This window comes from Streptomyces sp. V4I23 (assembly GCF_030817975.1).
In the GTDB taxonomy this organism is placed as follows: Bacteria; Actinomycetota; Actinomycetes; order Streptomycetales; family Streptomycetaceae; genus Streptomyces.
On record NZ_JAUSZW010000004.1, the window covers coordinates 675,763 to 689,326 of the forward strand.

At 74.6% G+C, this 13,564-nt stretch carries 4 protein-coding genes; all 4 read right to left on the reverse strand.

Translation table 11 applies throughout. From position 1 onward, the window contains the following. Nucleotides 1-72: 72 nt before the first annotated feature. The 4 genes from QFZ82_RS05360 to QFZ82_RS05375 all read right to left on the reverse strand — a co-directional run bounded on the left by QFZ82_RS05360 (nucleotide 73) and on the right by QFZ82_RS05375 (nucleotide 13,511). Nucleotides 73-747, reverse strand: coding sequence for an aminoglycoside phosphotransferase family protein (locus tag QFZ82_RS05360; RefSeq protein ID WP_307712019.1), 675 nt, complete (start codon nucleotides 745-747; stop codon nucleotides 73-75). Beyond that, complete coding sequence (locus tag QFZ82_RS05365) at nucleotides 695-982, reverse strand: hypothetical protein (protein ID WP_307712020.1); 288 nt, start codon at nucleotides 980-982, stop codon at nucleotides 695-697. The genes QFZ82_RS05360 and QFZ82_RS05365 overlap by 53 nt, the downstream gene beginning before the upstream one ends. A 141-nt stretch (nucleotides 983-1,123) precedes the next feature. Beyond that, nucleotides 1,124-12,262 (reverse strand): non-ribosomal peptide synthetase/type I polyketide synthase, encoded by an 11,139-nt coding sequence (locus QFZ82_RS05370; RefSeq protein ID WP_307712021.1) that lies wholly within the window; start codon nucleotides 12,260-12,262, stop codon nucleotides 1,124-1,126. After that, nucleotides 12,222-13,511: an MFS transporter gene (locus QFZ82_RS05375; RefSeq protein ID WP_373429235.1), complete on the reverse strand. Its 1,290-nt coding sequence runs from the start codon at nucleotides 13,509-13,511 to the stop codon at nucleotides 12,222-12,224. Before QFZ82_RS05375 ends, QFZ82_RS05370 begins: the two co-directional genes overlap by 41 nt. Between the last annotated feature and the right edge of the window lie 53 nt (nucleotides 13,512-13,564).

Here is a 13,564-nt window from a genome sequence, read left to right on the forward strand (position 1 = left end):
GGGACCTGGGCCGCAGCAGTTTCCGCGGCACGGTACACGCCTGCGGGACGGCCCCTGCCGCCTGGCGCGGAGTCAGCCCGCGACGGTCTCGTACTCCGCGAGGGCCTCACGCATCGCGCGGCGGGCGACGGTGGCGAGCACCGGATTCCTGACGCGGTAGCAGTGCTCGGTCGTCAGCCCCCAGGCCAGTGCCCAGCCGCGGCCGCGCGCCCACGTGGCGTCGTCCACCTCGGCCGCCTCGCGGAACAGGTCCCGGGTCCCGGACGTGAGCAGTGTCCAGGCGGCCATCATGTCGCAGGCGGGATCCCCGACGCCCACGCAGCCGAAGTCGATGACGGCGCTCAGCCTGCCGTCCCTGACCAGCACGTTGCCCGGCAGGAGGTCGCTGTGGACCCACACCGGGCCGCCCTGCCACTGAGGCAGCCGCAGGACCTCCTCCCACGCCGCCGTGGCGGCGTCCGCGTCCACGGTGCCGTCCGCGCCCAAGGCCCGGATCGCAGCCCGGACGTCGTCCTGGCGGGTACGGACGGGGCCGCCGCGGAAGGACGGCGGCCCGCCGGCGGCGTCGACCGTGCGCAGGGCCGCGCGGAACCGGCCCAACTCCACTGCGGTGTGCGCGAGATCGGCGACGGGCTCGTCGAACGCGTTCGCGCCGTCGAGCCATCCGTACACCGACCAGGGCAGCTCGTATCCCTCACCGGGAACGCCCTTGCCGACCGGCACGGGCACGGGCAGCGGAAGGTGCATGGGCGAGCAGCGGCAGCCAGCGCTGCTCCTTGCCGACCTGGCGCGCGGCCCCGGGGACGCGCGGCAGACGGACCACCAGGTCGTCCCCCAGCCGGTACATGATGTCGTCGGTGCCGGCGGAAGGGACCTTCCTGAGGGGCAGATGCGCCCAGCGCGGGAACTGCGCCGTGACCAGGCGGCCGACGAGCGACGCGTCGATGTCGACCTCGTCCGCATGCATCTTCACGCCGGACATGGACCTCCTCGACCGGGACGGACGGGTGCGTGACGTGCGTGTCCGCGTCACGGCGCCGGGAGTCCAGCCAGCGCTTCCGCTTCCGGGCGACGGGTTTTCCGCGCGCCGGACGACATGGTCAGACGGCGGACGGCGGCTCGCTCAGCGGGTGCCCGCCTCCTCCGGCGGGCGCAGCAGCTGTGCGACCGGGGTCGACGGCTCCGCCGTGACCTGCGCGAGCAGTGCGGTGAAGTCCTCGCTCCAGGCCCGGACCGTCGCCGCGTCGAAGAGGTCGGTGGCGTACTCGAAGGTGACGTCGATGGTGTCGCCTCGGGGGACGAGCACCGCGTAGAGCTCGTTGCGGGCCACCGCTCGGGTGGGCAGGCCGCGGACCGTGGTGGATACCGCTCGCAGGTCCAGCGCCGGCGGCGGCGTCGTGACCACCGTGAACAGCACGGTGGGGAACAGTCCGTCGGCCGTCTCGGGCGAGACGAGCCGGACGACCTCGGTCAGCGGCAGGTCCTGGTGGTCGATGGCGGTGAACAGCGTCGAGCCGAGCCGCGTCACCAGGTCCGCGAACGCCGGTGCCTCGGACAGGCGGGCGCGCAGCAGCACGGCGTCGCCCAGCAGCCCGACCACGCCCTCCCGCTCCGGCCGGGCTCGGTTGGCGCTGGAGGCCGCGAGGACGATGTCGTCGGTGCGCCCGCACAGCCGGGCCGTCCAAGTGGCGAAGGCCGCGGCGAGGACCGCGTAGGGAGTGACCCCGAGACGCTCCGCCGTCTCGGCCGCGTCGGCGGGCACGGTGCCGCCGATGACCCATGTGTGCAGGGCGCCCCTGCCGGACGGCACATCAGGGCGCGGGCGGTCGCAGGGCAGGGCGGGCCCCAGTTGCAGGCCGGCGAGCTCGATGCGCCAGAAGCGTTCGAGTGCGGCCCGGCGGCTGTCGGTGAGCCGGTGTTCCGCCCGGGCGACGTCCGTGAACTGCGCCGGCGGCGGCGCGAGCGCCGGGGCCGCGCCCTCGCTGCGGGCGTTGTAGAGCTCTTGCAGGTCGTGCCAGATGATGCCCATGGACCAGCCGTCGCAGACGGCGTGGTGCAGGACGGTCACCAGGACCCAGCGGTCCGCGCCGAGCCGGCCGATCCGGAAACGGAACAGCGGTGCGCAATCCAGCGCGAACGGCTCGCTCGCGTGGTCCTGGCACCAGCGCTCGATGCGGGTTTCGTCGTCCGCGGACGCCGTCAGGTCGGTGACCCCGACGTCCACCGGCACCTCGGCGAGCACCTCGAGGAGATGGTGGCCGTCGCGGTGCACGGCCCTGCTGCGCAGCGCCTCGTGCCGTGCCACCAGGTCCCGCAGCGCGCACTTCAGCGCGTCCGTATCGAGGGCGCCGTGCAGGTCGATGCGGTGGGCGACGTTGTAGACGCCGGGATCGGTGTGCTCGTGGTGACGTCTCCACAGCCGGCGCAGGGAGGAGGTCATGGGCACCGTGGCGACGACCCCGGCAGCGGGTGCGGGGGCTTGCGCTTCGGTGCTCGGCACCGGCGAGCGGTGTTCCTCGCACCGTGCCGCGACCGCCCGGATGGTGGGGGCGCGGAAGAACTCCGCCATGCCGAGCTCGGCGCCGAGCAGCGCCGACATCCGGTTCAGCAGGCGGATCGCGCTCAGTGAGTGTCCGCCCAGTTCGAAGAAGGAACGCGTCACGGACGCGTGCGGCAGCCCGAGTTCGGCGCACCACAGTTCGTGCAGGTCCTTCTCCAGCGGGGTGACGGGTTCGGCGCCCTGCTGCGGCGCTCCCGCGTCCGGCGCGGGCAGCCGTTCCCGGTCCAGCTTGCCGGACGCGTTGACGGGCAGCCGGTCCACGCGGACCCAGTGGCGCGGCACCAGGTGATCGGGGAGTTCCGCGGCGAGGGCGCTGCGCAGCCGACCGAGGTCGGTGTCCGGTTCCACGGGGGCCACACAGGCGACGAGTTCGGCCTCCCCGGCCCGGTCGCGCCGGGCGACGACGGCGGCCTCGGCGACCTCCGGCCGGGCGTTCAGCACGACCTGGATCTCGCCCGGTTCGACCCGGTGGCCCCGGATCTTGACCTGGTCGTCGGCGCGGCCGAGGTAGGCGAGGGTGCCGTCGGAGCGCCAGCGCGCGAGATCGCCGGTCCGGTACTGGGGGGCGCCGGTGTCGTCGGTGACGAACGCCGCGGCCGTCTCCTCGGGACGTGCGTGGTATCCGTACGCGACCGGCGTCCCGCTCACGTGGATCTCGCCTACCGCGCCCAGCGGCACCGGCCGGCCCTCCGTGTCCAGGAGCCGGATGCCCGCTCCGGCGACCGGGGTGCCGATGGGCGGCCGTTCCTCCGCGCCGTCGACCCGGTGCGAGGTGACGATGACCGAGGTCTCGGTGGGCCCGTACTGGTTGTACAGCGTGCAGCGGGGATGCGCGGCGAGGAACCGGCGGAATCCGGCAGTGAGCTCCAGTGCCTCACCGGCCGAGAACAGCTCGCGCAAGGAGGGCAGTTCGGGTCCGGTCTCCATCAGATACCGGAGCGGGGTGCAGGGCATGAAGACCCGCTCGACCGCGTGGCGGCGCACGGCCTCGGCGACGGCGGCCGGGTCGAGCCGCACGTCGTCGTCGACGAGGACGAGCTCCGCCCCGGCCGCCAGGGTGGTGAAGATCTCCTGCACGCTGACGTCGAAGGCGGGCGAGGTCCACTGGAGGGTGCGCAGCGCGGGGTGCCGTTCCAGATGGCCGCGCACCAGGCCGACCGGGCCGCGGTGCGGCACGACGACGCCCTTCGGGCGGCCGGTGGAGCCGGAGGTGTAGATGCAGTACGCGGGGTCCTGCGGCCGCGGGCCGACGAGCGGGCCGGAGGTGTCCGCCCCGCCCGCGACGCCGTCCCCCGCCGCCGTCTCCGGTCCGCCCGTCAGGTGCACGGGCCGGGCCGCGAGGGACGGGTTGCGGTCGAGCAGGGCGGGCGTGGTGAGCAGCAGAGCCGGAGTGCCGTCGTCGAGAAGCAGCTCGAGCCGGGCCGTGGGCAGGGAGACGTCGAGCGGCAGGTACGCGGCGCCGCTCTTGAGCACACCGAGCAGCGCCGTGATCAGCTCGGGCCCGCGGGGCAGCAGCACCGCGACCCGCTCGCCGCGTCCCGCTCCCCGGGCCCGCAGCTGCCGGGCGAGCCGCTCGGCCCGCCGGTCGAGCTCCGCGTAGCCGATCCGTTCATCACCGTGGACGAGCGCGGTCGCGTCCGGGGTCCGCCGCGCCTGTGCCTCGAACAGCCCGTGCAGCGTGTCGTCGTGCGCCGGCGCAGGCTCGTCCAGGCGGCCGAGGCGGGACAGGGCGGCGCGGTCCGCGCCGGTGAGCGCCGTCAGCTCGGGCAGGGTGGCGGTCGCCGTCTCGAGCGCCCGGCGCAGCACGCTCTCCACGTAGGCGAGGAGTCGTCTCACCGTGGACGCGTCGAAGAGGACCGTGTCGTACTCGACCGCGCACCGCACTCCCTCGCGGTGGTGCGTCAGGTACAGGGTGAGGTCGAACGGCGCACGCTCACTGGGCATGTCGAGCAGGGTGGCGGTCAGCCGAGGCGGGTCGAACTCCGCCTGCCCCTCGTTCTCGTACTCCACCAGCACCTGGAAGAGGGGATTGCGGCCGGCGTCGCGATGCGGGTTGAGCGCGCCGACGAGCTCGTCGAAGGGCACGTCGCGGTACTCGAACGCCGCGGTGCTGCTCTCCCGTACCCGGCGCAGCAGTTCGCCGAAGTCCGGGTCCCCGGACAGGTCCAGGCGCAGCGGCACGGTGTCGAGGAAGAGGCCGATGTGGTGTTCGGCGCCGGCGGGCCTCGCGGCGACGGCGGTGCCGATCACGACGTCCCGCTGTCCGCTGAACCGGCCGAGCACGGCGCCGATCGCGCTCGTCAGCACCATGAACAGGGTGGCGCGGTGCTCGGCCGCCAACCGGCGCAGGCCCTCGGTGAGTTCGGCGTCGAGTTCGTACGTGAGGCTCGCGCCCTCGCCCGACCTGGCCGCGGGCCGGGGACGGTCGGTGGGCAGGGCCAGTTCCGGGGCGCCGCCCAGCTCGCGCCGCCAGTGGGCGAGGGCCTCCGCCGTCCGGGCGGGGTCCGGCGGAACGGCGGGCAGGACGGGCAGGGGCGGCAGCACGGGCGGGGCGGCGGTGTCGTCGTGGTGCGGCCAGGCCCGGTAGAAGGCGCCGAGATCGCGGGTGAACACGGTGGTGGAGGACGAGTCGAAGACGATGTGGTGGGCGAGCAGGAACAGCAGGTGCCGGTCGTGCGCCAGTCGCAGCAGCCGGGCCGAGACCAGGGCTCCGTCGCTCAGGTCGAAGATCCGCCGGCCCTCGCTCTCCATGGCGGCCCGCAGCGCGGCCTCCTCCGTGTCCCCGGTGTGGTCGGCCACCGGGCAGTCGAGCCGGACGTGCGGGAGGATCTCCTGGTAGGGGACACCGTCGGCTTCGCGGAAGACGGTGCGCAGCGCGGGGTGGCGGTCGCAGACCTGCTGGAGCGCCCACCGCAGCGCTTCGGTGTTCAGCGGGCCCTCCAGCCGTACGGCCTTGGGCTCGTGGTACATGCTGGTGCCCGGGTGCAGCTGTTCGAGGAACCAGATGCGTCGCTGTGCCGGTGACAGCGGTGTCCGCCGTCCCTCGTGCCCCGTGGTGTCCGTACTTCCTCCTCCCGGTGCCTTTCCGGTGCCTGCGCGCCCGATCTGGCGCTGCCGGAGCCGGTCGAGCACCGGCAGCGCGGCCAGCACCCGCTCGGCCGGGACCCCGAAGTCGACGAAGCAGGCGATCTCGTCGGCGCCCGCGTCCACGAGGCGGCGAACCGTCGCGGCCGCCGTGTCCTCGTCGCCGATCAGGGCCCGGGAGTCGCAGTACCGCTCGTAGGCACGGCCGAGCAGGAACTCCACGTCGTCCTCGGGGGTGTTCTCGAGGTCCACCTCGAACCCGAGGCTGTTGGTTACCTGGTCGAAGAGGGACAGCGAGGACCGCAGGTAGGACACGAAGGGCGCGTAGGCCTCGGCGCGCGCCCGCTGCGCGTCCTCGCCGAGGTACGTGTGCACGAGCACGACCACACGGCCCGCGTCCGGGTCGAGGCCGTGCTCGGCACGGGTACGGCGGTACAGGGCGATGTTCTCGGCGAGCTGCTCGACCGTCTGCGCCATCAGGTTGGTGACCACACCGAGGTCGCGCGCGGCCGCCTGCCGGTAGCTGTCCGGGTTGCCCACGACCGCGACGTACAGGGGCGGTTCGGCCTGGACGGGGCGCGGGTGCAGCCGGACCTCGGTCCGTGTGCCGTCACCGGCGGTCACCGGGAGCGGCTGCCCCGACCACAGACGCCGGACGTCCTCCAGGCGCTCGTACATCACGTCGCGGTGCCGGCCGAAGTTCTCCGGGGCCAGGGCGAAGTCCGTGGCGTGCCAGCCGCTCGCGAAACACAGTCCCGCGCGGCCGCCCGAGAGGTTGTCGACGACCGACCACTCCTCGGCGACCCGGACCGGGTGGTGCAGTGGCAGGACCACCGAGCCCGCGTGCAGCCGGATCCGGTCGGTGCGGGCGGCCAGGGCGGCGGCGAGCACGGAGGGGTTGGGGAACAGCGCGCCGAAGGAGTTGAAGTGCCGTTCGGGGAACCACAGGGCGTGGAAGCCATGCCGGTCGGCGAATGCGGCCGCTTCCATGATCAGCGCGTACTTGTCGCCGTCGGCATCCTGCGGGTAGTCGCCGAAGAAGTACAGGCTGACGTCGCAGTGCGCCGCGTGGGGAAGCGGGCCGGGCCGCGCCGGCTCCGGCCGCGGCGGCGCCTCCGGACGCACGGCCTGCGGCGCCGCGGCGGGCGGCGCGAGGGGCGCCGGGAGGGCCGGCACGACCGGCTGGGCCGGTGGGGTCGGCGAGGCCGGTGAGGCCGGCTGGGCGCCGGGGAGGGCGTCCAGTTGGCGGGTGAGCAGACCGGTCACCTGCTCCACGAGGTTCTCGGCGAGCCGGATCTGCTGCGTGAACAGCTGGTGCAGGCTCTCGTCGACGGCCGGAGGCGCGGCGGCCCGCCCGTCGGGCCCGGCCACGGCCGGCACGGCCGCGGGCGGCACGGCGGTTACGAACGCGGGCGGCGCGGCGGGTTCGGAAGCGGGCGGCGCGGCGGGTTCGGAAGCGGGCGGTGAAGCCGCCGCCGCGAGGGGCTCTCCCGGGGACGCGGCGGCAGGCTGTACGGAGGACTCGGCGGCCCCGTCACCCCGCAGGTCCGCCACATGGGCCGCCAGCTTCCGCGGGGTGTCCGCGTCCGAGAACAGATCGCGGACCCGGACGCGCACGCCGTGGCGGCTCTCCAGTTCGGCCACCATGCCCATCAGGGCGAGCGAGTCGGCGCCCAGGGCGAAGAACGAGGCGTCGGGCGAGGTGTCGGCGATGTCGGTCCCGAGCTTCTGCGCGGTCAACCGCCTGATGTCGTCGAGCAGTTCGCCGGACTGTACGGGCCCGTGGCCTGTCAGCGCGGGTACGGGCACGGGTACGGGCGCCGGTACGGGCACGGCGACCGGCCCGGGTCCGGCGGCAGGACCGGCCGCCGCCCGCGCGGGCACGGTGGTATTGACCCTGCGGCGCCGCAGCGGATGCCCGGGCAGGGGGACCCGGCCTCCGCTCCTGACGACGGCCCGCCAGTCGAGTGCGGCCCCCGCGCGGTACAGCTCACCGAGCGTCCGCGTGATCCCGGCCGGCTGCTCGGCGCCCTCTCCCTGGCCGCTGTACCAGCGGCTCTCCGGCGCGCAGTGCCTGCCCAGGCCCGCGAGCGTGCTGCCCGCCCCGATCTCCAGGAAGTCCGCGCACCCCTGCGCCGACGCGGCCGCCACCGCCCGGTCGAACCGGACCGGCTGCCTCGCCTGGCGGCAGAGGTACTCGGCGTCGACGGTCCAGCCCGCGGGGCGCAGCGCGCCGTCGAGTCCCGAGGCGAGCGGGGTGTGCAGCGGCGCGTACGTCGTCTTCTCGGCGTACGCGCGGAATGCGCGGAGCGCCTCGTCCAGCGCGGCCGAGTGGAACGCCCGGTCCACCGGCAGCGCACGCCACGGTATGTCCTCGTCGGCGAGCAGGCGTGCCGCCTCCTCCAGGGCCCGCTCCGACCCTGATATCACCTGGGACCGCGGCCCGTTGCAGGCCGCCGGCTCGGCGCCCGCCGCGCAGGCGATCCGTTCGGCGGTCGCGGCGTCGGTTCGCACGGCGAGCATCCCGCCCGGAGCGGCGGCCTCCCGCATCAGTCCGCCGCGCCGGGCGGTGAGCCGCAGGCCGTCCTCCAGCAAGAGGGCGCCGCCCGCGCACAGGGCCGCGTACTCGCCGAGGCTGTGCCCGAGGAGCAGGGCGGGGCGCACACCGAACGCGCGCCAGACCTCGATGAGCGCCATGTGGTGGGCGAACAGGGCCGGTTGGGCGGTGTCGGTGGGCCAGACGCCGTCGTCCTCCCCGTCGTCCCCTCTGTCCTCCCCGTCGGCGCCGAGGAGCAGCGGCAGCAGGGTGCCGCCGAACTCGTCGGCGTGGACGCGCTCACAGCGTTCGAGGACACGGCGCGCCTCGGGGTACGCGTCCCAGATGCCGCGTGCCATGCCGCGCCGGGCGCTGCCCTGCCCGCTGCAGGCGAAGGCGACGGGACCGAGGGGTGTCACCGGGCCGGGCGGGCTTTCCAGCGCGCGGGCCAGGTCGCGGGCCGTCCTGCCGACGACAGCCGTGCGTGCCTCGCGGTGCGGGCGGCCGAGCGCGAGCGTCGCCGCCACGTCGGCGGCCGCGAGCCCGGGGTGTGCGAGCAGGTGCTCGCGCAGCCGGGTGGCGTACTCGTCCAGTGCCTGGGGGTCGCGCGCGGACAGCGGTACGAGGACCGGCCCGTCCGCGGGACCGGGGCCGGGGCCGGCGGGCTCCGGGCGCTCGGGGGCCTCTTGGAGGATCACATGGGCGTTGGTGCCGCCGACCCCGAGTGCGCTGACGCCCGCCCTGCGCGGCACACCGTCCCGCGTCCGCCAGGGTCCGGTCGCCGTGCCGAGCGCCAAGGGGCCGCCGGACAGGCGCAGTTCGGGGTTGGGCCGGTCGAGGTTGAGCGTCGGCACCAGGGTGCGGTGTTCGAGCATGAGCACGGTCTTGACGAGACCGGCCATGCCCGCGCAGCTGTCGAGGTGTCCGATGGCCGGTTTCACCGAGCCCACGGTGCAGAAGCCCGTCCGGTCGGTGTCCTCGCCGAGAGCCCGGGCGAGTGCCTCGAACTCCACCGGGTCGCCGAGCCGTGTGCCCGTGCCGTGCGCCTCGACGTACGACACGGTGTCAGCGGGGACGGCCGCCCGGCGCAGTGCCTGCCGTACGACCTCGACCTGGCCCGCGACGCCGGGCGCGCTGAACCCGACCTTGCCGGCTCCGTCGTTGTTGACCGCCGAGCCGAGGATCACGGCGTGCACGGTGTCCCCGTCGGCGAGGGCCCGGTCGAGCCGCTTGAGGAGGACGGCGGCCACGCCGTTGCCGCCCACGGTGCCGTCGGCGTCCGCGTCGAAGGCGCGGCAGCGCCCGGTGGGCGACAGGATAGACCCGGGGTGGCTGCGGTAGCCCGTCTCCTGGGGGGTGTGCACGGCCGCGGCGCCCGCCAGGGCCAGGTCCGTGTCACCGCTCAGCAGGGCCTGGACGGCGAGGTGGACGGCGACCAGCGAGGTCGAGCACGCCGTCTGGACGCCGATGGCGGGGCCGGTGAGGCCGAGCCGGTAGGCGACCCGGGAGGCGAGGAAGTCCGGCTGCTGCCCGATGGCCGTCTGCATGCCGGTGGCGGGATCGCCGTCGTCGGGGGAGGACGCGGGCGGCTGCTGGTGGCCGTAGAGGTTCATCCCGGAGCCGGCGAACACCCCGACGCGGGTCCCGGGACCGGTCGCCGCGTAGCCGCCGTCCTCCAGTGCCTCGTGGCAGCATTCGAGGAACAACCGGTGGGCCGGGTGGGTGAGTCCGGCCTCCCTGGGGCTCACACCGAAGAAGTCCGCGTCGAACTCCTCGACGCCGTCGAGGACACCGGCGACCGGTACCCGGTCCGTGGCCCGCGCCTCTTCGGCGGACAGCCCGGCGCACACCAGGTCGTGGGGCGTGAAGCGGCGGACGCTGTCCACGCCGTCCCGCAGATTCGCCCAGAACTTCGCCGTCGAGCCCGCCCCGGGGAAGCGGACGGACATGCCGATGACGGCGATACGGTGGTCCGCCCCCGCAGCAGGATCGCCACCCGCGTCAGCGACAGGGGTCCGACGGGTACCCGCATCCTCACCGGGCTGTCGACGCGTAGCCGCGCCCGTACCCGCGTCCGCTGCTGCCCGCGGCGCGGCGTCGGCGGCCGTCCCTGCCGGCGACCCGGGGACCGCGGCCAGGTGGGCCGCCAGATCGGCGGCCGTGGGGTGCTCGAAGAGCACGGTCTGCGCGATCTCCCTGCCGAGGCGTTCCTCCAGACGGACGCGCAGCCGTACCAGCTTCACGGAGTTCAGGCCCAGTTCGTAGAACGGGACGTGCGCGGCCACCGGGCGCCCGAGCACGGCGTTGAGCTCCTCCTGCACGGCGGAGGACACCTCGTCCGGGTGCGGGAGGGCGACGGCGGGAGCCAGGGCGGTGGGCCCGCCGGCGGCCAGCCGGTCGCGCAGGTCGCCTCGGCGCACCTTGCCGGCCGGAGTCCTCGGGAACGCGTCCGGCGGAACCGGCACGACATGGGACGCGGTGAGCCGGAGCCGGGCGTACAGCACCGACTTGAGCTCCTTCTCGATGCGCGCGTCCTCGCGGGCGCCGCGACTCACGAAGAACACCGCCAGGGTCTCGGTCCCGCTGTCCGGGTCGGGAACTCCGCACGCGGCCACGTCGCCCGTGCGGACGCCGGTGACGGCGGTGGCGGCGTCCTCCACCTCGTGACAGGAGATGTTGTGACCGTTGAGAATGATCAGGTCCTTGCGCCTGCCGGTGATCACCAGCTGGTCTTCCGCGAAGAAGGCGAGGTCACCGGTGTCGAGCCAGCCGCCTTCCCCGGGGAAGGCGGCCGCGTCGGCCTTCGGGTCGCGGACGTAGCCCGGTGTGACGCGAGCCTGGGACCGCACCTGCAGCCTGCCGATCCTGTTCTCGGCGACGGGCTCCCCCGCGTCGTCGACGAGGCGCAGCGTGGTGCCGTGCGCGGGCGAACCGACCGCGACGAAGGTGACGCAGTCCTCGTCGGGGGTGTGCTCCGCGGCTGCCACCAGCGGACCGCCGAGGCTGCTTCTGAGGATGCGCTGCACGGTCCCGGGCCGGTCGAGCCTGCCGTACGTGATGCCGGTGACCGTCTCGGCCATCCCCCACGCCGGCACGATGTGCTCCTCCCGGACGCCGTACGCGGCCGTGGCCGCGAGGAAGCGGCGGAGCACCGGAAGCGCGATCTGCTCGCCGCCGCAGACCAGGGTCCTGAGGTGGTCGAGACGCCTGCCGCCGCCCGGCCGCTCGGCGAGCGCGTCGGAGACCAACTGGTAGGCGAAGGTGGGCGCCCAGCTGTGCTCGGCGCGGTGTTCCTCGAGGAGGTCGAGCCAGCGCAGGGGCTCCGCGACGACGTGTCCGGTGGGGGCGTGCACGTTGGTGCAGCCGGTGAACACCGCGAGCACGTGGTACAGGAGGAAGGCCCCGCTGTGGTCCACGGGCAGCCAGTTGAGCATCGTGTGTCCGGGGCGCACGTCGAGGATGCGCCGGCTGCTGGCGGCGAAGTCCGCGAGTCCGCGGTGGGTGAGCTGCGCCGCCTTGGGCACGCCCGTGCTGCCGGACGAGAGCATCAGCAGGGCGACGTCGCTCCCCGCCGGTTCCGTGTGGTCGTACGCGGGAGCCCCGCGCAGGCAGTCCTCCGCGACCGCGACCCGCAGTTCGCGGGCGGTCCGGGCGAGTGTCGCGGCTCCGGCGGCGTCGCTGAGCACCAGCGGTCCGTCCAGCAGGTCGCAGGTGTGCCGCAGGCGTTCGAGAGCCGCGGTGCCGTCGCCGGGGCGTTCCGCGACGGCCACGGGCCGGGCGCCGCCGAGGACGGCGGCCCAGAAGGCGGGGAAGAACTGGTCGAGGGGAAGTCCGCAGAGCACGAGCGCGTCGCCGGGGCGCAGGCCGTTGCCGCGCAGGCCGGTGAGCAGCCGACGGGCGCGTGACAGGAGTTCGGGGTAGGTCTGCCGGGTCGTGGCGCCGTCCGGTCCGACGGTGACGACGGCCGCGCCGGGAGAGCCGTCCGCGGCGCACAACAGCGCCTGGACCGCGTCTCTCGGATCGTCGTCGGTGAACTCCGGCTCAGGCCCCCGGCGTATCGCCTGTCCCCGTCCGCGCTCCATGCGTGGTCCCCTCTCCTCGTGTCACACCTTGTGTGGGTCGTGTCCGCCGAGGGGCCGTACCGCCCCGCGCCGTCAGGACCAGCAGGGCCAGCGCCCCGCATACGGCTGTTCCGTGGAACGCCCCCACGACGGCGAGGGCGGGCAGGGCCTCGAGCGCCGCGGCGGCGGCGACGGTCCCGAGCGTGAATCCGGACGTCTCCGCCGTGGCCGACAGGCCGAACAGCCGGCTGCGCCACCGGTCGGGGACGGCCTGCAGCCGGGAGGTGTAGACGATCTCGGTGAAGCCGTCCGCCAGACCCGCGCCCAGGGCCACGGCCACCAGCGCGGGGGCGGGCAGTCCGGTGAACGCGAGGACGAAGAACAGGGACATGGCGCAGGTGCCGATCGCGAAGGCACGGTCTCCCGCGGCCCGGCCTCCGCTCATACGGCGCTTGACCACCTGGTGGGCGAGCAGGGTGCCGACGGCCCAGGCGGCCCAGAACTGGGTCATGAACAGGGCGGGGTGGTCCGGCGACGCGGCCCCGGCGGCGACCGGCAGTGCCACGTTGTGCGAGGACGACGCCAGGGCGTCGGCGCCCCTGAGGAGGATCATCCCGATCAGCAGCGCGGACAGGCCGCGCAGCCCGCGCGGCCCGCCCGCCGCACCGACGTCCCCGGGTGCGGCGGGCCCCTCCGCCTCGTCGCCGTCGGTGCTGGGCCGCAGCACGAGCAGCGCCGCCGCGGACACGAGGAAACTGGCACCGTTGATCGCGAAGGCGGCCGCGTAGCCGCCGTATGCGATGACGGGGGCCGCCGACGCGAAGCCGAGCACGGTGGCGAACGACCGCACCGTGACGAGCATGCCGTTCGCCCGTACGCGCTCCTCGTGGCCGACCATCACCGGCACCGCGCTGCGCAGGGCGACGGTGAACAGGGTGTTCCCCGCGCCGAGCACCACGACCGCACAGGCGAGCAGCGGCACGCGGGTGCCCGGCGCGGTCAGCGCGAGCACGGCCATGGCCGACGCCTGGGCGAGGTCGGCCAAGAGCATCAGGGCCCGGCGGCCCGCCTTCTCGGCCAGCGCTCCGGCGGCGAGGCCCGCGAGCATGCCGGAGAACAGACGCAGTGCCATGAGCGCGCCGATGCCGAACGCGCTGCCCGTCACCTCGTAGGTGAACAGGCTCAGGGCGATGAGGCTGAGGTAGTTGCCGTAGGAGGACACGGCGTACGCGGACACGAGGCAGCGGAACCGCCCACTCACAGCCGTCACTTCACTCCCCCGAGTACCGCGGATCCTCCGCCGCCCCGGAACCGTAGCCATGC

What these genes read in the sequence shown, in the direction of transcription:
- QFZ82_RS05365 (WP_307712020.1), bottom strand. Translation starts at nt 982, where the DNA reads ATGTCCGGCGTGAAGATGCATGCGGACGAGGTCGACATCGACGCGTCG.
- QFZ82_RS05370 (WP_307712021.1), bottom strand. Translation starts at nt 12,262, where the DNA reads ATGGAGCGCGGACGGGGACAGGCGATACGCCGGGGGCCTGAGCCGGAG.
- QFZ82_RS05360 (WP_307712019.1), bottom strand. Translation starts at nt 747, where the DNA reads ATGCACCTTCCGCTGCCCGTGCCCGTGCCGGTCGGCAAGGGCGTTCCC.